Consider the following 22,380-nt stretch of genomic DNA (forward strand, 5'->3'; position numbering starts at 1 on the left):
CTAAATCGCTATCGCTCATTTATTAAACTTTAAAAATCATTTTTTACGTCTATTTTTTAATGACTATACTATTAAAGCTTGCACTAATATATAGGCGGTTTTTTTAATAGTTGTATCTAATAGTATTGGTATTCAATTTCGATTTTAATGTTAAACAAATTTATAGAGCTACTTATAACGTAAAGGCCAAATATGCCCACCCCTACCCTCGAAAATCCTTCTGTATCAAACCATACCTGCTACGACATAATTATTACCTGTGCAGATGGCTTAGAAGCTCCTTTGCAAACAGAGTTAGACAGCTTTGATATTACCAGTGAGTTTAAAAGTACCGGCCGAATTGCGGTAAGCGCAAGCTTGGAGCAAATATACAAAATATGCTTGTGGTCACGTGTGGCATCGCGTGTCTTGCTGCCCATAAAAAAACGCAATATTAATGCTGAATATGACGTTGTAGAACAATTAAATGGCTTGGCAAAAACGGTAGATTGGACTCAGTGGTTTGGTCTAGACAATACCTTCGCCATCCGCATGAGTGTTGACAAGCGCGTCCAAGTTAGCCAGCAATTTGCCATGCTGCGTATCAAAGACGCTATCGCAGATACCTTTAGTGAAAAACTTGATGCCCGTCCCGATGTCGATAGTAACCAGCCTGACTTCCCTATTTATGCCACCGTCAATGACAAGCAAGCGGAAATCTTTTTGGACCTATCAGGGACCAGTCTGCATCGCCGTGGTTATCGTGTTGCCATGACCGATGCCCCGTTAAAAGAAAATTTGGCCGCTGGTCTGTTGTACACCGTAGGTTGGCACAAAACTAAAAACAGTTATAGTGCACTGATTGACCCCATGTGCGGCTCAGGCACCTTCATTATTGAAGCGCTACTTATGTATTGTGATTATGCGGTAGGTATTGATAAATCTGAGTCACAGTTTGGCTTTTATCATTGGCATGAGCATGATTCTGGGCTATGGGAGCAGTGCGTTATTGATGCCCAGCAGCGTTTTCATAATGGCTTAGAAAAAGCAGCAAGTGGGAAACTGCCTACCATCCTAGGTTTTGATGCCGATGCAGGCGCAATTAAAGCCACCCATAAAAACTTAATCGCAGCTGGGCTTCAAGATATAATTGAACACATTACTCTTGAAACACGACCGCTGTCGCAACTTAAAATTGCACTCGCTAAACCGCTACAAGAGCGTAAATTGAAACGTCCGTTAATTATTACCAACCCCCCATACGGCGAGCGTCTGGGCGATGTAGACTTTATTAAGCCCTTATATCAAGGCCTAGGCTTAACCTTACAGGATATCTTCAACAAGCAAAAATATCAGCCCCTGCTCGGTTTGTTGGCCGCCCATGTCGAGCAAGCTGATGTGTTGCCTATTGAGGAACCACAAACTTTACGCTGTCACAACGGCGCCATAACCGTTTATTTCCGTTATGGTCAGCTCATCCCGTCAGAGGGCTACAACCTTATCACTCGCTTTGAAAAAACTGAAATTAAAGTAGATGAAGCTCAAGATTTTGTTAATCGCCTCCAAAAAAATGTTAATCATCTCAAAAAACTGGCGGCTAAAGAAGACGTGACTAACCTAAGGGTATATGATGCCGATTTGCCTGATTATAAAGTTGCTATTGATGTCTATGGTGACTATGTGCACGTCCAAGAATGGGCGCCACCCAAGACCATTCCGCCAGAGACAGCCCGTAAACGCTTTAACCTAGCGTTAATGGGTATCCGTGAAGTGTTTGGTATTAACCGTGAGCAAGTGTTTATCAAGACTCGTGCCCGTCAAGTGGGTAATACCCAGTATGGTAACCCTGAGGGAAGCCCTTATAATAATAAGAAAGCGAAAAACGATACCCTTGAGCCGAAGAAAGACAATCGTAACCGCTATAAAGGCAATAAATTTCAGCAAGCTCGTGAAGAAGCAAAACGACAAGCGGCGCGTGAAGAAGCAAAAAAGAAACGTAAAATGCATGTGGTGTTCGAGGATGGCGCTTATTTTTACGTCAACTTTACCGACTATTTGGATACTGGTCTGTTTATTGACCACCGAAATATGCGCAGTATGATTCGCTCAGCCAGTCGTGGCTCCGATGTACTAAACCTATTTGCCTATACCTGTACTGCCAGTGTGCATGCCGCTTTAGCTGGTGCTAAATCGGTTACGAGTATCGATTTATCTCAAAACTATCTTGACTGGGGTAAGCAGAACTTCGCCTTAAATGGTCTGGACGTTAATACTTCAAAATATCAATTTATTGCCTCGGATATATTTGATTGGATTAAGGACAATACCGACCAGTTTGATGTGATATTCATTGATCCACCGACCTTCTCAAACTCGAAGAAGTTTCAGGGTACCTTTGATGTGCAACGTGACCATACGGCGCTTATCAACCGTGCTATGAATCGCTTAGCCAATGGAGGCGTGATTTACTTCTCAAATAACTTTAGCAAATTTGAAATGGATGAAGAATTATTTGAGCGCTATGATGTCATTGAGATTACCTCTCAAACAATTGGGTTTGATTTTAATCCAAAAAAACCAATCCATCATAGTTTTGAGATAAGACATAAATTATAGCTTTAACTCATTAGCGTAGTAGCTACGGCTACTTTTCGCTACTATCTTCTTGATTGAGCAATATTAGGTGTCTTCAGTATCGAGTGTCAACAATGTGGACTTATCATAAAATATCACACCGTTACTCCTCTTTAATCGAAAAGATCAGCCTTTTGGGTAATCATAAAAGCCATTTAGACAGTTTTTTTATTTAGGATTATGTAACTTTATAAAAAAAACAACCCCCGTTACAGTGATGACGGGGTTTTTTTTATTAGATTACTTTCTAATCAAAAGCAATTATTGCCTTCACTTATTATGTTTTTTAAATTGACTAGAGTTAGGAGCACCACTCGGCTCCCAGATTGGGTACGATGAAACGGGTTTACCTCTATGCTCTCTCAATGTATCTATGACTTGATCATTGTCTTTTATAGAATAAGGATTTTTTTTATTTATAGAACTATTCTTAAAGTAATCATATTTTTCATCTTTCATGATAGGCTTTTTCGGTAGGGAATGCGTTGACATACAACCAGTTAGTACTACGCTTGAAAATAAAAGGCCACTTAGTAATGAGCGTTTAATAATGAGTTCTCCTTCTATAAGCTATTGATTTATTTATTATATATAGCTAATGTTACTCTATCGTTACCGCCATAATCTTGGATGGTGTTTACGAGATTAAATCCATTTTTATTAAAAATTTCACGTACCTTATTACCTTGATCATACCCATGCTCAATAGCCAACAACCCATCATTTACCGAATAATCCTTGCCTTGGCATACTATCTGTTTAATATCAGTAAGCCCATTTTCGGATGCAACTAAAGCGTTTAGAGGTTCAGCTATAAGGTGGTTTAGGTGTTTATCATTTTCTACGATATAGGGCGGATTAGAAACAATAACATCGAATTTACGGTTGGGTTCAATGTTTGAAAACCAGTCACTTTGTACAAACGTGATATTATTAACGTGGTTACGCAGAGCGTTACGTTTAGCAACTGCCAGTGCTTGTTCTGAGTAATCAATAGCTGTGACTTGCCACTGTTTCGGGTATAGATTATCCAGCTCATGTGCCAAACTAATGGCAATACAACCTGAGCCTGTGCCTAAATCTAACAACTGTTTTGGAGTTTTAGAACCACCTGTTGCAAAATCTTTATTATTAACCTCAACCCAATTTAATACCTGCTCAACTAACACTTCTGTGTCAGGTCTAGGAATAAGCGTATGCTCATTTACTTCAAACTCTAGTGACCAAAACGCTTGCTTACCCGTTAAATAAGCCAATGGCGTGCCAGCCTGCATCTTAGCAATGCCTACTTCAAACTGTGCCTGCTCGTCGTCGGTTAGGACGTAATCCCTATCTGTGATTAAGAAGGATGCTGGTTTCTGTAGAACATGTAATAGCCAGTCAGTTACCCAATGGTTAGGCAATCCAAAGTAATCTTTACGTTTTATGTCATTAACTGTATTAACTTTAGCCAATGAATGCGCAAAATTAGAGTTAGCTTTATTGTTATTCACAATTAAAATTTGGCCTTGTTATTACTTGTGTCACTATTTTCCTCGTTTTCAACAATACTCTCCAAAACCTCATCTCCATAAATATCATCATTGCCTCCAATAACAATGTATTTATCAACCAAATAAATCAGTAGCAAAATGGGTATACCAATTAAGAAGGTGAACAAAAAGAAGAAAGGCCAGCTGGTATTTTCTACAATCGCTCCAGAGTAACCGCCTATGACCTTTGGAATTAAAATCATGATGGATGAGAAAATAGCATATTGTACTGCAGTAAATTTAATCGAAGTCAGCGCTGACAAGAAAGCAATAAATACCATACTGGCAAAACCTGAGGCGAGGTTATCAATTATCACCGCAAAGTACATATACTCTACGCTGCCTTGATGGTAAGTTAGCAGTATAAACAGCAAATTAGTTGATGATGCTAAAATAGCCCCTAACATCATGACTTGCATGATACGCATTCTTTGAGCCAACATACCGCCTAAGAAGCCGCCGACTATGGCCATGATGACGCCAACTAATTTTACGGCATCAGCAATCTGAGTTTTGGTAAAACCCATCTCTTGATAAAACACGTTTGAGATAACCCCAGCCACGATATCAGAAATACGGTATAGGCCTATTAAGGCAAGCAGCAACAAGGCTTTTTTGCCATATCTACGAAAGAAGTCGATAATAGGATTAATCCAAGTCGCCATCGCCACTTGTTTTTTCACCAAACCAACTTTTACCAATACAAAACCCGTCACTAACGCAAACGCCAGACCTCCCAGTAACCGTGTCGTGGCCATCATAAATGCTGCAAATGCATCTTCAAATTCAGGCAGCATTTGACCAATTAAGTTATAACCTAAAATAAACACGATTACAGACAGTATAAAAACCAAAACCAGTCTTAAGTAATCATTCTTAGATTCGGTGACGGTTGGGGCTTTATTAATAATTTTTGGCTGATTAATAAAGAAATACAGTAACAATAAAGGGGCAATGCCAATCGTAACGGCAAAATAATTCTTTAAAATAGGGTAAATAGCTAAGGGAACTAAAGTCGCACTACTGTCGGTTATGCGGTTATATAAAGTTTCTACCAAATATGGTAATCCAAATAACACGCCTGGAATCAATAAAATAGCTGAATACAATAAAAACAATTTTAAATTACGCTGCTGCTTATTGATTTGTAAAATCTCAGCGGTTGGTTCGTAACCTGCAAAAGTGGTCAGTAATGGCAATGTCATTATAACTGCCATTACATAATAGGTATTTCTCCATGCTCCATAACTATATTGTGCTTCGGTGGAACCAAAATATACCGCTAAATATAACGAGCCTGCCCCAGCGACAATCATTCCAATACGGTAGCCAGTCACATAAATGGACGAAAGTACGGGCTGCATCTCTGGCGGTGCTAATTCGATACGATAGGCATCAATAACAATGTCTTGAGTTGCCGCTGAAAACCCTAATAGCACTGAGGCTGCCGCCATTAAATGTAGTACATTAAGCTCAACAGGATTGACACTTGCCATCAAATAAATGGCCAAAATTATTAGCAGTTGCGCCACCACCATCCACGCCCGCCTACGACCCAACCAATTTGTCAATATAGGAACAGGGATAGCATCAATTAAAGGAGCCCAAATAAACTTAAACGCATAGCCCAAACCTGCCCAACTAAACATTGTGATAATGCTAAGCTCTATCCCTGCTTCATTTAGCCACAGCCCTAAACTAGAAAAAATCAGCATAATGGGTAGACCGGCTGCAAACCCTAAAAAGAACATAATAAGCACACGCAAGTCTTTAAACGCTTTTAAGGAATCAATCCAAGATTTTTTGGGTGAGGCCATATGCTCTGAAGAATTGGCAGATTTAGATGAGGTGGATACAGACATATTGAACCTATCATTATAAAACTATAAAGCCGTTATGTTACTTTAGATTTTTAAGCTTGACTAGCCGTATCTTTACAAGCTCTCTATTTAACCTGTACTTTGAATAACAAGCACTTTAAATATTCGTCATTTTGAATAAAAAGTACTTTAATTAACAAACACTTTAGCAAACGACTGCTTTATTCACTTTACGCCTTTAAATGTAGTAAATAGAGATTACTGACTAAATAGGGGTATAATGTGAGGCTATTTACGTTTTACCAAAAACCATACTAAAAGCAAAGCCTTTCAACTTAGGATATTTTTATGGCAATTGATGTCGTCGTTAACCAAAGACATTTACAAATTCAGCTGAAGCAATTAGAAACGGTATGGCATACCGTTATTAATGGCTACAATTTAAGCCAAGCAGCTCAGGTACTGCACACAAGCCAATCAAGTTTATCGAAACACATCTCTGCTTTAGAAAATCAGCTTAAAGCTGAGGTATTTGTGCGTCAAGGTAAACGATTAACTGGGCTAACCCCTGTAGGTGAAGCTTTATTGCCACATATTGAGTCTATATTTACTGAGATTCGAACCATTGAAAATATCAGTTTGGATTATAATAATCCACAAACGGGCACTTTGACTCTAGCCACCACTCACACCCAAGCACGCTATGTTTTGCCTGAGATTATTAAAAAATTTAAAGAGCAATACCCCAAAGTACAATTGGTACTACAGCAAGCTGATCCAGAAACCATAGCCAATATGGTTATCCGAGGCCAAGCTGATATTGGTATTGCAACGGAGTCTTTATTACAAAATTCTTATCTACGCTGTTATCGTTATTATGATTGGTCGCACCGTGTGATTGTGCCAAAAGACCATGAATTAGCCAATGATGAAGACATAGACTTACCTACACTTGCCAGCTACCCTATAGTGACCTATCACGGCGGTTTCACCGGTCGCGGTGTGATAGATCAAACTTTTCATGAGGCTGGACTAGATCCTGAAATCGTTTTAGCAGCTTTAGATGCAGACGTAATTAGTACGTATGTGGGCGCAGGTCTGGGAGTAGGTATTATTGCAGAGATGGCCTTTGAACCAGGTCATTATCAGAATCTTACCGCTATTCCTGTTGATCATTTTGGTCGCTTTACCAGTTGGATAGCAGTAAGAGACGATGCCGAAATAAGACATTTTGGTAAAGCCTTTATAAAATTGTGCCAACAGCAGTTTGACAGTAAATAACATTTAATTTAAATAAAATTAAAGTTTTAGACTTATTAATTAAAGATTAGTTACCTACTTAACTCTAATCAAATTTATTTAAACTCTTGAATCTATTAAGAGTTTTTTAATAAATTCATCAATATTTTTATTGGTTCATACTCATTGTTATGATTTATGAATAGCGTCATAATTTACTTGAAAATCAGGGGCTCAACAGTCATATCATTAGGTATAACTTAAATACATATGATAACGATGAGTGAATAACTATGACTACAATTCCTATTTCTTTTTTAGATTTAGCCCCAGTTCCTGAAGGTGAAACTACCGGACAAGGGGTCAGTTATACCGTTGATATGGCTCAAAAAGCAGAAGCTAAAGGCATGAACCGTTTTTGGATGGCAGAACACCATAATATGCCAGGTATTGCCAGCGCTGCTACCTCCGTACTATTATCACACATAGGTGCTAAAACCAATAAAATTCGTATTGGCTCTGGCGGCGTAATGTTACCTAATCATGCTCCGTTAGTTGTCGCCGAACAATTTGGTACACTGCAAGCTTTATACGGTAATCGAATTGACTTAGGTTTAGGGCGAGCACCTGGAACAGATGGTGCTACCTTTAGAGCACTGCGCCGCCAAATGCAAGATGCTGAACGCTTCCCGCAAGATGTTCAAGAGTTGCTATTTTTCTTAGGTAAAGACTCTGATAATAGTCCAGTACAAGCGTTCCCAGGTGCAAACAGTAATGTGCCAATTTGGATTTTAGGTTCCTCATTATTTGGCGCAACCTTGGCTGCAAAACTTGGTTTGCCCTATTCATTTGCTTCTCATTTTGCACCACGGATGATGACTCAAGCCATTTCGACTTATCGCGACAGCTTTGAGCCTTCTCAATATTTAGACAAACCTTATGTGATGCTTGCGGCCAATATGCTATTGGCCGAAGATGATAAAACTGCTGAGTATCACTTTACCTCTGCTCAGCAAAGCTTTGTGCGTCTGCGCCGTGGTGGTCGAGGTCAAGTCCCTGCACCCGTAGAGTCTATGGACAATATATGGAGTGCCCCTGAAAAGGCGACGGTCGATGACGCTTTATCGGTCTCTTTCATTGGTAGTGTCAGCACTGTTCGACCTCAAGTTGAGAGTTTTATTGAGCAATATCAACCTGATGAATTAATGGTGACAGCAAATATCTATGATCAGCAAGCCCGCTTAAACTTGTTAGAGTTAATACCTGAGCTAGGTGTTTTTGACCTAAAACCCTAAGCCTTCAGAACTTATGAATAAACTATAAACAAATAATTAAATTAAACCGATAATCATGTATCGGCTTTTTTAATGGTAATTTAAATTAATAGCTATTGAATTGCTATTGGACGAGCTAATAAATTACAGAACGCAAAACTCAACTTCGCTATTACTCCTACCCACCATTTTTAAAGTATGGGTACCGTTGCTTGTAGAGTCATAACTATAGTTTATCCCACCTTTATCCTTTAATGCCTGCCCGCTACTGTTTATTATCGACTGTACATGACCATCTGTAGTTACTATCAATTGTTGATTGTCTTCAAGCTCTAGTTGAAACAAGCTACCTTGGGTTAAGTCGCCTTCATACTTAACACAATCACTACCGGTTTCAAAGATCACTTCATGGGTAGGCATAGCTTGGGCTGAACATGCTAATAAAATACTGATAATAGCCAAACATATTTGTGGGCTTTTCGTTCTGAACATCATGTTAATAACACCATTAAAATTTGAATACTATTTATATAGCAACTATTTTTATAAATAGTTACTAAGTCATCACTTAAGCGACCACTGTATCTAATTACCATTTATATATAAAAAATCACAGATTCGACTTTCGATTTTAATTTTACATCCATCCTAAAGTTCTCAATACCGCAGCACCTATCGCCATACCAAACAAGGATACTACGGTGGTGAACGCTAAAATGTTTGCCGCAAGCACTTCATTACCGCCCATTGCTTTAGCCATGACGTAACTGGCGGCGGCTGTCGGAGAGGCTACCATCAAAAACAGTACCCCCATATGTACTCCTGTTAATCCAAAGCCGAAACCCACAGCTATCGCTAATAAAGGCGCTATAACAATACGCCCGATACTGGCCTGCATGGATAATCCTGAAAAGTTAAGCATGGATTTAACATCAATAGTGGCACCAGCACATATGAGTGCCAACGGTAAAGATATCGCAGCTAGAAGCTCTCCAGTTTTGGTAATCATGTCAGGTATAGCAGGAAAAGCCAGTAAAGATGACAACGCTTTGTAAGTAAAAGCCGTGATTAAAGAAATAATCAACGGATTAGTCAGCATCCGTTTACTTAGCATAATCACATAGTTTTCACGGCGAGCGTTTATTTTATTATCACCACTATCAATACTAGTTCGGCTAAGAGTAATCACAGCTAATATGTTAAACACCAAAGTCATGATACCCATATAGACGGCACCAATACTAACCCCATCCTTACCATAAGCATTAGCCACAGTAGCTAAGCCGATAATCGCCATATTACTGCGGAATACCCCTTGAACAAAAACGCCTTTGTCCTCAGCACGTTCAATAAATCGTTTGGCATAAACCTCAGCACCTACAAATAAAGTTAAGGTAGCCACCAATCCCGCTGATAATAGATTTATTTGTTGTGCCAGCTCAACCTCACTATGCACTATGCTAAAGAACAATAGCGCTGGCAGACCATAATTAAAAACCAGTTTCGAGGCTTCATCTATAAAAGGTTTGGTTAGTTGCCCTTTACGGCGCATGAAAAAACCCAACCCCATCAAAGCAAGGTTGGGTAAAACTATACTTAGAGCAAAAACAATGGCGTCAAGCATAATATAATCAAACCATTCTTAACAGATTGTTTTACTATTTATGATCTGGCTTTTTAACCCAGTTACCTTTGTCGTTTTTTTCATAAACTTCTTTAACCGCAGACCAAGCTGTAGCAAACCAACGAGATTCGTCATCATATTGTTCTGATGCACTATTAAACGCCGCTTGGAAAATCTCTTGCCCATGTTTAGGCAAGTTGTCTTTAACTTCATCAGGCAGATCAGACAGCTTATCGTATGGCATAATAGTACTCCTTTTAAATATTCTAAAACTTATCAGCTATATTATCGTCAGTTTTAACCCTATTAGATTAAGTGTTTATGGCTGACCTCCCTTTACGTTGTTTCTTTAAAGTCATGCCCAAAAGCTGTATAGCAGCAGGTGTCACACCGCTTATTCGGCTAGCCTGACCCAATGTTGCTGGGCGCACCTCTTGCAGCTTCTGCACAATTTCATTAGATAAGCCGGAAACATTATCAAAATTAAAATCATCAGGTAATTCAGTATTTTCCAAACGTTTCATCTGATCAATGTCTTCTTGCTGGCGATCAATATAGCCTGCATATTTTACCGAGATTTCAATTTGCTCACCCACATCGGGGGCGACATCTGCGCCAGTAACTGCTGCAATATCATCAAAGCCGACTTTAGGACGTTTCATTAAGTCATAAGCAGTGGCTTCTTTAGACAGCCGCTCTCCGGTTTGTTCAGCAAACTTTTTACCAAGCTCATTATTTGGTGTCGCCCACATATCTTTAAGTCGTGCTGATTCAGTAGCGATAGACTCCATTTTTTGTTCATAAGCCGCCCAGCGAGTATCACCTACCAGACCTAATTTACGTCCAATTTCGGTTAGACGTTGATCGGCATTGTCTTCGCGTAACAGGAGTCTATATTCTGCACGACTAGTAAACATTCGATAAGGCTCTTTGGTACCATGAGTGATTAAATCATCTACCAATACGCCTAAATAGGCTTGATCACGACGTGGCGTCCAGCTGTCCATCACGGGATTCTCTTGAGTCGCTAAGGCGGCATTTACACCTGCCAGCAGTCCTTGGACCCCAGCTTCTTCATAACCGGTAGTGCCATTGATCTGACCTGCAAAATATAAGCTATCAATAGACTTAGTTTCTAAGGTAGGCTTCAAGCTTTGCGGGTTAAAATAATCATATTCGATAGCGTAACCTGGACGGGTAACATGTGCATTTTCAAACCCAGCCATGGTACGGATAAACTCAATCTGTACATCGAATGGCAGGCTAGTCGAAATACCATTAGGATACAACTCATTGGTGGTTAACCCTTCAGGCTCAACAAATATTTGATGGCTGTCTTTATCAGCGAAGCGATGAATTTTATCTTCAATGGACGGACAATAACGAGGCCCCACCCCTTCAATGGTTCCTGAGAACAAGGGAGATCGGTCTAAATGCTTACGAATAATATCGTGAGTTTTGGCATTGGTATGCGTGATATAGCAATTCACCTGATCAGGATGCATATCGACATTACCCAAAAAGCTCATGACAGGCATGGGTGTGTCACCAGGCTGAACTTTCATCACACTAAAATCAACGGAACGCGCATCAATACGCGCCGGTGTCCCCGTCTTTAATCGTCCTACAGGCAGTTTTAGTTCACGCAAGCGTTCAGCAAGTTTGATTGAAGGCTGATCCCCTGCACGACCTCCTTTCGCATTATCCATACCGATATGAATAACACCGCCTAAGAAGGTGCCTGAGGTCAATACTACGGTCTTGGTATTAAAAACAATACCGGTAGAAGTTACCACAGCATATGCTTTCCCATTTTTTACCAAGATATCATCAGCCCCTTGTTGGAATAAATCCAAATTAGACTGGTTTTCTAAAGTATGGCGAATGGCAGCTTTATATAAAATACGGTCTGCTTGAGCACGGGTAGCACGTACCGCAGCCCCTTTACGACTATTTAACACTCGAAACTGGATACCCGCTTTATCAGTCGCCAGTGCCATTGCCCCGCCAAGCGCATCAATTTCGCGAACTAAATGCGACTTGCCGATGCCCCCTATAGCAGGGTTACAACTCATCTGACCCAAAGTCTCAATATTATGGGTTAATAGTAACGTCTGGGCACCCATACGTGCAGCGGCTAAGGCGGCTTCGGTTCCGGCATGTCCGCCACCGATGACGACAACATCATACGATTTGGGATAAGTAATACCAGCGGTATTTGATGTAGTAGTAGATGACATAAAGACGCCTCGTCTGCTGTTTATAGCAATTACTGGGTAGAAAAAGTATTGATTGAAATTACTAATTGAGAATTAATTATTTAAGAGTACTAAATTTTAAGTGCTAATATAATGACTGATATATATCTTAATTATGTAAAAGCCATTTAATTTGAAGTAACAGATGATTATAACAAAATAAGCCGTTTATCTGGAGTCAATTTTTTATCTTTCAATAGTTTTAACACTTTATTGAAACCACGCTATCAATAAGGTTTAACTTGTTAGAATAAGTTAGTTATAAATCCAATTGGTAAGCGAATTAGCGAATTTTTTACCCAAAATTTTCACTCCGTTCTAAAGAATCTATCGGTATGCCCTAATTAAAGTTATCTATTTGTATTTTAAGTTGCCTTTATTCTGTATACCTTGAAATAATAAGCACCATGAATAGAATTAACATTATGTACTGTAGTTTGAACTTCAATAATTGTTAAAATTACAATTGCAGTTTACAAACAATTTATATTTATGATATTAAATGCGAGATTTTAAAGCCGCTGACTGATCGCGTACCACCCTATTACTTGTATATTAAAATAATTTTTTCACTGAGGAAGGTATGAATACAAAAAAAATTAAGACTTCAATATTAAACAAAGCCCCTATAACGACTGTTAAGAACTTAATAGCTGCAAGCTTAACTATTACAGTCTTAAGTGCTTGTAACAGCTTCCCTTCCTCATCTCACACTTCTAATGTACATAACTTAGTAAGCTCCAATGAAACTCAATATCCAGCAGACGCGAATCGCCATGAATATCTTTTAGATAATGGTTTAAAAGTCATTATTAAAGAAGACCATAGAGCGCCAGTGGCCATGACCCAGATTTGGTACGGTGTGGGCGCTACTGATGAACCGGAAAATAAAGGCGGTATCTCACACTTATTAGAACACATGATGTTTAAAGGCACTGAAAAGGTCTCTGGTGCTGATTTTGACCGACTAATAGCTAAGTTCGGTGGCAATCACAATGCTTTTACCAGCTATGACTACACCGGATATTACGAAATGTTCCCCGTTAATCGCCTTGAGTTGGCCTTGGAGCTCGAAGCGGATCGCATGACCAATTTACGCTTTGATAGGGATGAGTTTGTTCAAGAGTTTGCTCAAGAGCGCAATGTGGTTATGGAAGAGAGGCGTCAACGCACTGATGATAACCCCTTAGCCAGAGCCTTTGAGAAGTTTCGCAAATTAGCCTTGCCAGACAGTCCTAAGGGCGAGTCGGTCATTGGTCCTATGCAAGATATAGCCAATACTGAAATTAGTGATTTAAAAGAATGGTATGAAACATGGTACGCACCCAACAATGCCACATTAGTGATAGTCGGTGACGTCACACCATCAGATGCCATTAAGAAAGTTCAAAAATACTTTGGTCATCTTAAATCCAAACCAATACCTAACCGATCTTTACTTAGACAGCCAGGTTGGCGAGGCTATCAACAACAAACCATCGTAGAGTCTGTCAATATTCCTACCTTAATAATGGGATTTAACGTCCCTACGCTACCCATTGCGCTTGCAACTGATGTCCCCGAAGAAGACGCTTATGATTTACTCATGCTGCAATATATTATGGATGGCGGTTATGCGGCGCGCTTCGAGAAAAACTTAGTCCGTAGCCAAGGTGCATTGGCGTCAATAGGGTCACATTACGACCTATTCGAACGAGGCGACAGCTTGTTCTTGATTCAAGCGACGCCGCGTCAAGGCATCAGCCTGCAACAAGCTCAAGACATTATCTTGAAAGAAGTCTCTAATCTTAAAACCGAAACCATTAGCGATACTGAGCTTGAGCGTGCCCGTAACAATGTGGTGAAAGGTTTAATCTTTAGTCAAGATAGCGTTTCTGGACAGGCATCCACCATAGGTAGCATGCAGTCTCGTGGCTTAGATGACCGCATAATAAACATATTAGAAGACAAATTGAAAGCAGTCGATAGTGACCACATTAATGCGACTGCAAAAAAATACTTAGTTGCTGAAAACTTAACTGTGATGCATGTAGAGCCTTCAGAAAACCGTTAAATTTAGAACCTGTATTCTTAAGCTAACTTTAGGATATTTTTAGCATAGAATGCGTCACTACAAGACAAAGTTTAGTTGAATAGTCATTCTATTTAATCCAAATTTTAACGAAGTATTGGCGCATTATAGGCATAAATAGTCAATTGTAGTTTGTGAATATAGGTTCTTACAACTAATTCATTATTTGAACTCTTTTTACTTATAACAACCTTGGATTAAAATTAGAATGAAAAAACTTACCTCAGCCCACCATTTTGATTTACGACGCTCAAGATCGTTATTAACGTACACCATCATTGTTTTAAGCTCCCTATTAAGTATAGGTCAAGCCTATGCAGATGCAGGCCCTATAATCACAGGCGAACATAGTAATACTAATGTAGACATCGCTGAACCCATAGCTGCCTTAAATACCCTTGAGAGCTTAAAAAACACCGAAAAGCTCGTCATGGAAATACCTGAGTTTCAGCATTTTACGACTCAAAATGGCGTACCTGTGATTTTCTTCAAAACCAATCAACTGCCTATTGTTGATGTTGATTTACGATTTAATGCAGGCAGTGCTCGCGATGAAAGTATACGTGAGGGCAGTTATGGACTTGCAAACATGACTGCCAATCTATTATTAAAAGGCACATCACAGTTGAATGAAACAGAGTTTGCTGAATTAATAGAACAGTTGGGCATTGAGCTTCAAAGCTCAGCATATAAAGATCAATTTGTTATAAGCTTACGTAGCTTATCGGATGACAGCCATCTAGAACCTGCAATAAATTTACTAAGCCGAGTATTGAATGAACCAAGATTTGATGACTCGGTACTAGAGCGCACAAAAGCCCAGCAAGTTCTGGCTTTAAAACAAATGCAGCAAAATCCATCTTTTGTTGCCAGTAACACTTTTAGTAATGCTTTGTATGGCTCCCATCCCTATGCGCATTCCTCATATGGCACGGTTGACTCCATACCAACGCTAAGTATTAATGATCTACAAAAGTTCCATCAAAAATATATAGTTGCTAATAACGCCACATTGAGTCTAACAGGGGATTTAACAACCGCTCAAGCTAAAGCCATCGCCGAGACAATCACTAAAGATTTACCAATAGGAGAATCCGCTGACAAGCTCCCAACCCCTACGCCCATCGCTGACAGTAAATGGATACATGTGGACTATGATAGCGATCAAACCTCAGTTTTAATTGGCCAATTAGGCTATAAATTAAAAAATAGTGAAGCGGATATAAAACGCAACACCAATTTTAGTATCGGCAATGAAATACTAGCAGGTGGTGGGTTTAATTCCAGACTTATGGGTAAGGTACGCAAAGAGCTCGGTTATACGTATGGCATCAGTGGTGGTATGACTGCCATGCAAACCAATGGCCCCTATGCTATTCGTTTTTCAACGCGTAATGAAAAAGCTGATGATGCTATTTATGCAACCTTACAAACGATTAATAACACGCTTGAAAATGGTGTCAGCCCAGAAGAATTTACTATTACCAAGGAGAGCTTAATAAATAGTTATCCTATGAGCTTTTCAAGCAATAAAGGCATCAATCAAATGCTAGGGCTACTTAACTTTAATAACTTACCTGATACCTATGTAACCAATTATATAGACCGTATTGAAAGTGCCAATATTAATGAGGTGAACCAAGTGCTTAAAGAAACTTTAACGCCAGAGAAATTTATCATTGTGACTGTTGGCAACCCTGAGATAGCTAAAAGTTCACCATTGCACGACTTAAAAGAAGAGTAATTGATTAGAGTATTGTAGATGATTTACTCAAAATTTTTGATTGCATAAAAAAGACGCCAATTTAATTAGGCGTCTTGATTTTTATTTATATAACAACAAAATTAAGATAACGACGTTATGCTGATGGTTACAATTTATTATGAACACATTTAAATTAACGTGTCTTCAATAGTGATGATCATATCATCGTCCATAGGCTGAGAACGGTACTTATTAGTATCAAATTCAAAGCGTATCACATGTTTGTCTGAATGTTTGATTCTATAAGACCCATTTTCGAAGTCATGGAATGAAGGTTTTAGCAGTGTCGCCTTAATATCATCAGTGAATAATTCAATACGAACATTCTCACCTTTATCAGCATATAAATAATAATCACAGATATTATCAACAGGGTTTTGAGTGATACGTTCAATCGAATCATTTGTATTGTTTTCTATCATAAGTTGATCGCAGGCGATGTCATCTTGATAAGATTGAAACCTATCGATGTTGATAGTTTGTAGATTCTGCGTATTTTCAATAGGTTTGATTCGACCAATGGAAGCCATTCTTTGATTGACATCCAAGGTCGTAACCAAATCGGACAATTCGGATGCTTGGCTATTGGAAATATCCTTCCACTCACCCTGATTGGAGGTAGTAACGCTTTCAAAGAAACTCTTGTGTTCATCACATGAGGCGAGTAAAACAGCTGCTGCGCATATGGTTATTCGGCCATAATAGGATAGTGAATTTAGCTTCAATTCGAACCTCTTAGTTTGCTAGTACGGTTTGCTAGTGCGGTTTGCTTCAATCGGTGATTTTAATCGGCATGTATTAATCGATGTTTATCAATTTATGCATAAAGACAGTCATGATGTACTATACTAAGCCAAGTTAAGACTTTGATAAAATATACAGCGCGTATTATACCGTTAAAGATTACAAAATTGTAATTTATAAATACCGACAATATGAATCATACGAAGCATTAGAAGCGCCCCACAAGCGATATCCCTGAGTGTCTATATGTACCGAGCCTGTCGCATATAAGCCGAGTCCAAAATCAAAAGATTGTCCTTCCATATTCCAAAACTGACATAATTTATCTTGCATTGGATTAATATACCATGGCTGCCCATCATACTCAGGCACCCATATATCTATAGCTCCATTTGTCATGTGTTTACTAGCTCGGGCCCCGCCGGCGCATGAATTAAGTGATGGTGAACGATATACGGAGCGTATTTGAGTCGTCTGCGGCAATACGCCTTTTGCTTTAAGCGTATCATACAATGTGAGCGTATTGATCATATTAGACCAAAGCTCACGCGGCGGTAGCTGATAAGGTTCATACCCGCAGCGCTCCCAACTTCGCGCTGTTGTCAGTAATTGCTTCATAGGTGGTACAGCGTACATTCCGACATAACTGGCCAAATAGCTTTGGTATTGAGCCACTTGATTGGCACGGTATGAGGAAACACTCAACCATTGATCAAAACTTAAGTTATCAAATATTATCCCGCCTTCTGAGGGATATGGTGTATTGCTTTGCTGACCTCGACGGGTTCTTTCTTCAATTATTAATCCATATCCAACATAGCGCTCTTCTTTATCCGTTATCAATGCATCAATCGCATCATTAGTATTGTTGCTTTTGGAACTATGATTTGAGCTTTGCGTATTTGGATACTTCGTATTAGTTGGGGTGCGATTTACCTCATGATTATTTTTAGTAGGCGCTGAGGTACACCCAGCAACTAGTATTAAAGCCGCTGACAACATTGAAAGCATTGACTTGTCTGTGTTATTTAAAATAGGTTTTAGCATAGTAGGTTTTGGCTTAGTAGGGTTGAGCTTAATAAGAATAAATAATGTGAGTTTACAGATCAGAGCAATTACAAGCTTAACCTTCCATAACTATTAGCTCTAACTATGAACAATAGCTTTGAACAATAGCATCAATAGCGAATCAAAGTAATTTAATCGCTATAATGTATATTTGCTATAGAGGGTCAACTAAGTATAGGATGGCTTATTATGGCATTATAAAATTAACCTTAAAATTATCTTCTATTCGATACTATCAAATTTTGTCCAGCCACGCTAAAATATAGCGCCCAAGATATTACCAGACTATTGCTCTAGTTTAGATAATTTGCTAATAGCGTATCTTAACGCCTAATGTTTAAACTTAGAACAGTGTGTATAAACTACAATAGTGCGAAACTGGCTTTAATTCACTTCGTTGGTTTAATTATCTATGACAGGCAAAACACCTTATGCCTACGGTCCTTGTCGTATAAATGCGAATGGACTTATGCATCCTATATAAGCTGACTCAATATAAACTTTCCCCTATGTCAAAGCAACAACAGTATCGGTTTTCTAGACAATCTCATCACTTTGGTCGTGATGATACGGTAAGCATCTGGGAACGGGTGCATATAGACCCTTGGTTAATGATCCTATTATTAACCATCTGTTTTATTGGGTTGGCTATTTTATATAGTGCGTCTACACAAGATGTTTCTATGGTTACCCGCCAAATGGTCAGTTATGGTATAGCCTTTGGCGTCATGATTGGCATGGCTCAAATACCGCCTGGGGTATACCGTGACTTTACCCCTATTTTTTATATCTTAGGTATTTTCTTACTGATCGTTGTAGAGCTGATTGGTGAAGTGAGGATGGGTGCACAGCGCTGGATTAGGATTCCAGGCTTTGGTAGCGTACAGCCTTCTGAGTTTATGAAGCTTGGGCTACCTATGATGTGTGCATGGTATTTATCTAGGCGAGAGTTACCACCAAATATAGTCTCAGTGGCAACTACCCTTGCTATTATTTTGGTACCTACTCTACTTATCTCAAAGCAGCCTGATTTAGGAACCTCTCTATTGGTTGCGGCCAGTGGAATATTTGTTTTGTTTTTATCAGGCTTACCTTGGTGGATTATCGGTTCAGCGATTGGTTTGATGATTCCGGTTGGATGGGCAGGTTGGAATTTTTATATGCTCGACTATCAAAAGCAGCGGGTGATGACCATGTTTAACCCCGAGGCCGATGCACTAGGAGCAGGATGGAACATCACTCAATCAAAGACTGCTATCGGCTCAGGGGGATTGACGGGTAAAGGATATTTAGAAGGCACCCAATCCCAGTTAGAATTTTTGCCCGAGGGACACACAGACTTTATTATTGCCGCCTTTTCAGAAGAATTTGGGCTGGCAGGTGTGAGTGTATTGATATTTCTTTATGCATGTATACTTGTCCGTTCATTGTATATTGCTGCCGTTCATCTCAATACCTATGGTCGTTTGTTAGCAGGCGCTATTAGCATGTCTTTTTTTGTATATATCTTTGTTAATATTGGTATGGTAGGCGGAATCTTACCGGTAGTTGGCGTACCTCTTCCCTTGATAAGTTATGGTGGTACTGCGGTGATTACCCTTATGGCTGGATTTGGTTTACTCATGTCTATCTATACACACAATACTAAATAGCTATTATTCTAGACAGCCCCTAATTAATTGCATCATATTTTTTAAAACCAAATCTATTAGTCATATCCCTAAAGACGCATGCTTTAAATGTAATTTTATAGACTACATTACCAATTTATACCTATTCTCACGACACTCACCGTCGTTTATAAACTATCTAAACCCTTTTATAACATACGTTTAGCCTAATTTTTGCTATTATAACCATCTATTGGTAACTGGTTTAAATGCTTATGGCTACAATCAATTATGAAAGACTTCAAGGTAAACTAAATATACTTGCAGACGCTGCTAAATACGATGTGTCATGCTCATCATCAGGCGGCAAACGTAAGAATCAAGGCGGTGGTCTTGGCGATGCCTCCAAAACAGGTATTTGTCATAGCTATACCGAAGATGGACGCTGCGTTAGTTTACTCAAAATCTTATTAACCAATCACTGTATTTACGATTGTGCGTATTGTACGTCTCGACGTAGTAATGATACGCCGCGCGCTGCTTTTTCTGTTGAAGAAGTGGTTGAACTTACTATGCAGTTTTATCGCCGTAATTATATTGAAGGATTGTTTTTAAGCTCTGGTATCTTTAAAAGTGGTGATTACACTATGGAGCGACTGGTTGAAGTTGCCAAATTATTACGTACGCGTGAGCGCTTCAATGGGTACATCCATTTAAAGACCATTCCTGGCGCAAGTAAAGAGCTCTTGTATCAAGCAGGCTTATACGCCGACAGACTCAGCGCAAATATTGAAATCCCTACCAAGTCTGGCTTGGCACTATTGGCACCTGAAAAAAGCCATGATGAGCTCAAAGCTCCAATGGAGACGGTTAAAGAAGAAATTATTACGATCAAGGAGAGTCGTAAAAAGCACAAATCTGCCCCTAAATTTACCCCTGCTGGGCAAACCAGCCAAATGATTGTCGGTGCCAGTAACGAAACAGATCTGCAAGTTATTCAATTATCCAGTCATTTTTACAAAAAGTATGACCTTAAACGTGTTTATTATTCAGGCTATGTACCCATGTTGTCGGATAACCGCTTGCCTGCAATTGGTACGCCTGTGCCTATGGTGCGTGAAAACCGATTATACCAAGCGGACTGGTTAATGCGATTTTATGGCTTTGGAGCGCATGAAATTGTAGAGCCAGACGACCCTTTTTTAGATTTAGAATGCGATCCAAAACTCGCGTGGGCCATACGTCATCGCGAACACTTCCCGGTTAACATTCAAAAAGCGCCCTATGAAGCTATCGTCCGTATTCCGGGTATAGGTATCAAGACAGCTAAAAAAATCGTTAAAGCACGTAAATTTAATCAAATCACCTTAGATCACCTTAAAAAAATGGGCGCTGCGGTTAATCGTGCTAAGTTCTTTATCGCAACCTCAGGGAAGAATGAACATTTAGCTCATCTTACACGTGATAACTTTAGAGAATACGTGTTGGCGCAAACCCAAACCAAATTTAACGATGAACGTAGTGGACAACTGGCTTTATTTTAATCCAGCTTTTATTTTAATCGCACTCTATTTATACAGGCTTTATTTAAGCAGAATTTAGCAATACAGACTCACTATACAAAGAGGTGTCGATGAATAACTCTACAGCGTCAAACTTTGGTTCTTTAACCAGTAGTGAATCATCAACCATTAGTGCTTCATCGTCCAGTAGTGCATCATCGACCAAAGATACGTCTTCAAATAGTAGGACATCGTCCAAACACAAAGCTGCGAACTCAAAGCTGCCAGTTCATGTTGAGCCAACTATTATCGTTTATGAGCCAAGCTTTGAAGGTTGGCTCAGCGCTGTGTTTTATATCTATGAGCATAAGCTTCAGCATGCGTCCTACCTAAAGCTTATTGATAAAAGTGATTACACGCCCTCATTAATTGATACTGCTGTCTATGCGCCTCTTGACGACACCAAATCCGCACGTGTGTTAAAAAAGCTAAATGCTCTATTTGGCCGAAGAGGAATGCGTCAATTATTATGGGGGTTTTTATCTGAAAAAATCGATATAGGCTCTACTTTGTTTAGTGTCGTGAAGTACGCTATCGACTATCCACAGCGTCAAGTATTACAGGATTTAGGTAATTTAGATGTGTTAGAGCTGGCTCAAACCGTTAAATCCGTTGGCCGGGAAAAGCACCGTATGGAAGCTTTTGTTCGGTTTGAGCATACAACTGAAGATGTCTATTTTGCGCGCGTAGAACCTGACTTTAATGTGTTACCTCTCATAGGTGAACATTTCCGCCAGAGGTATCAAGACCAGCATTGGGCGATATATGATATACGTCGAAGTTATGGTATCTTTTTTGACATGACGTTATCTACAGCTACTAAGCCTGCTCCCCTTCAAACTATTACGGATATTGATGACGGCGTCATCTCTAATCCAAGTAGTGTTTATAGTGAACAAGAACAGCAATATCAGAGATTTTGGCAAGGATATTTTACGAATGTTAATATCAAAGAGCGTAAAAACCCCAAACTCCATAAACAGTATTTACCGCAGCGCTACTGGAAGTATTTAAGTGAAAAACAGGTACTACCTAATGCAGAACACTTAGCTAAAAAACGCTGATTTTAGATGAAGACAGATCTTTGCATTGTTTTAATAATTTGCTGTATAAATTGTTCAGACTATTATTTATTCAGAATAAAAACTGCTCAGAAAATAATTTTTCAATATTACAATTATACAGAAAAGCACGCACAGC

At 39.3% G+C, this 22,380-nt stretch carries 16 protein-coding genes; 8 read left to right on the forward strand and 8 right to left on the reverse strand.

Translation table 11 applies throughout. The annotated features are described in order from the left end of the window. Positions 1–192: 192 nt before the first annotated feature. A complete protein-coding gene (gene rlmKL / locus AC21OH_RS07320; RefSeq protein ID WP_487370848.1) occupies positions 193–2,595 on the forward strand; it encodes a bifunctional 23S rRNA (guanine(2069)-N(7))-methyltransferase RlmK/23S rRNA (guanine(2445)-N(2))-methyltransferase RlmL in 2,403 nt (800 codons plus the stop codon). 596 nt (positions 2,596–3,191) lie between these two features. On the opposite strand, the gene prmC is transcribed toward rlmKL, so the two are convergent. Both prmC and AC21OH_RS07330 read right to left on the reverse strand, forming a co-directional pair. Continuing rightward, a complete protein-coding gene (prmC, locus tag AC21OH_RS07325) occupies positions 3,192–4,106 on the reverse strand; it encodes a peptide chain release factor N(5)-glutamine methyltransferase (protein ID WP_487370849.1) in 915 nt (304 codons plus the stop codon). Between the two features lie 2 nt (positions 4,107–4,108). Beyond that, entirely contained in the window at positions 4,109–6,007 is a 1,899-nt protein-coding gene (locus AC21OH_RS07330; RefSeq protein ID WP_487370850.1) for an AmpG family muropeptide MFS transporter, read from the reverse strand. A 306-nt stretch (positions 6,008–6,313) separates the two neighbouring features. On the opposite strand from AC21OH_RS07330, the gene AC21OH_RS07335 reads away from it, so the two are divergent. Further along, positions 6,314–7,246 carry a LysR substrate-binding domain-containing protein gene (locus tag AC21OH_RS07335; RefSeq protein ID WP_487370851.1) on the forward strand — a complete coding sequence of 311 codons (933 nt, stop codon included), beginning with the start codon at positions 6,314–6,316 and terminating at the stop codon, positions 7,244–7,246. A gap of 251 nt (positions 7,247–7,497) precedes the next feature. Beyond that, the gene (locus tag AC21OH_RS07340) at positions 7,498–8,499 is read left to right on the forward strand and encodes an LLM class flavin-dependent oxidoreductase (protein WP_487370852.1); all 1,002 of its coding nucleotides are present in this window, start codon (positions 7,498–7,500) and stop codon (positions 8,497–8,499) included. Positions 8,500–8,622: 123 nt separating this feature from the next. On the opposite strand, the gene AC21OH_RS07345 is transcribed toward AC21OH_RS07340, so the two are convergent. The 4 genes from AC21OH_RS07345 to mnmG all read right to left on the reverse strand — a co-directional run bounded on the left by AC21OH_RS07345 (position 8,623) and on the right by mnmG (position 12,342). Next, positions 8,623–8,973, reverse strand: a complete 351-nt coding sequence (locus AC21OH_RS07345) for a hypothetical protein (protein ID WP_487370853.1) — start codon at positions 8,971–8,973, stop codon at positions 8,623–8,625. A 142-nt stretch (positions 8,974–9,115) separates the two neighbouring features. After that, positions 9,116–10,102: an AEC family transporter gene (locus AC21OH_RS07350; protein WP_487370854.1), complete on the reverse strand. Its 987-nt coding sequence runs from the start codon at positions 10,100–10,102 to the stop codon at positions 9,116–9,118. 34 nt (positions 10,103–10,136) lie between these two features. Then, the gene (locus AC21OH_RS07355) at positions 10,137–10,346 is read right to left on the reverse strand and encodes a ChaB family protein (RefSeq protein ID WP_486536176.1); all 210 of its coding nucleotides are present in this window, start codon (positions 10,344–10,346) and stop codon (positions 10,137–10,139) included. Positions 10,347–10,413: 67 nt separating this feature from the next. Continuing rightward, complete coding sequence (gene mnmG, locus AC21OH_RS07360; protein ID WP_487370855.1) at positions 10,414–12,342, reverse strand: tRNA uridine-5-carboxymethylaminomethyl(34) synthesis enzyme MnmG; 1,929 nt, start codon at positions 12,340–12,342, stop codon at positions 10,414–10,416. Between the two features lie 601 nt (positions 12,343–12,943). Here mnmG and AC21OH_RS07365 point away from each other — a divergent pair. Both AC21OH_RS07365 and AC21OH_RS07370 read left to right on the forward strand, forming a co-directional pair. After that, entirely contained in the window at positions 12,944–14,413 is a 1,470-nt protein-coding gene (locus AC21OH_RS07365; RefSeq protein WP_487370856.1) for a M16 family metallopeptidase, read from the forward strand. 226 nt (positions 14,414–14,639) lie between these two features. Further along, positions 14,640–16,175, forward strand: coding sequence for a M16 family metallopeptidase (locus AC21OH_RS07370; RefSeq protein WP_487370857.1), 1,536 nt, complete (start codon positions 14,640–14,642; stop codon positions 16,173–16,175). Positions 16,176–16,324: 149 nt separating this feature from the next. Here AC21OH_RS07370 and AC21OH_RS07375 read toward each other — a convergent pair whose 3' ends face one another. Continuing rightward, positions 16,325–16,921 (reverse strand): hypothetical protein, encoded by a 597-nt coding sequence (locus AC21OH_RS07375; protein WP_487370858.1) that lies wholly within the window; start codon positions 16,919–16,921, stop codon positions 16,325–16,327. 193 nt (positions 16,922–17,114) lie between these two features. Next, on the reverse strand, positions 17,115–17,987 hold the full coding sequence (locus tag AC21OH_RS07380) for a D-Ala-D-Ala carboxypeptidase family metallohydrolase (protein ID WP_487370859.1): 873 nt from the start codon (positions 17,985–17,987) through the stop codon (positions 17,115–17,117). Positions 17,988–18,517: 530 nt separating this feature from the next. Here AC21OH_RS07380 and rodA point away from each other — a divergent pair. The 3 genes from rodA to AC21OH_RS07395 all read left to right on the forward strand — a co-directional run bounded on the left by rodA (position 18,518) and on the right by AC21OH_RS07395 (position 22,244). Beyond that, positions 18,518–19,660, forward strand: a complete 1,143-nt coding sequence (gene rodA, locus AC21OH_RS07385; protein WP_487370860.1) for a rod shape-determining protein RodA — start codon at positions 18,518–18,520, stop codon at positions 19,658–19,660. Positions 19,661–19,893: 233 nt separating this feature from the next. Next, entirely contained in the window at positions 19,894–21,162 is a 1,269-nt protein-coding gene (locus AC21OH_RS07390) for a putative DNA modification/repair radical SAM protein (protein ID WP_487370861.1), read from the forward strand. Positions 21,163–21,251: 89 nt separating this feature from the next. After that, positions 21,252–22,244, forward strand: a complete 993-nt coding sequence (locus AC21OH_RS07395) for a TIGR03915 family putative DNA repair protein (RefSeq protein ID WP_487370862.1) — start codon at positions 21,252–21,254, stop codon at positions 22,242–22,244. Positions 22,245–22,380 lie beyond the last annotated feature (136 nt).

Source organism: Psychrobacter sp. CX10, from assembly GCF_057621575.2.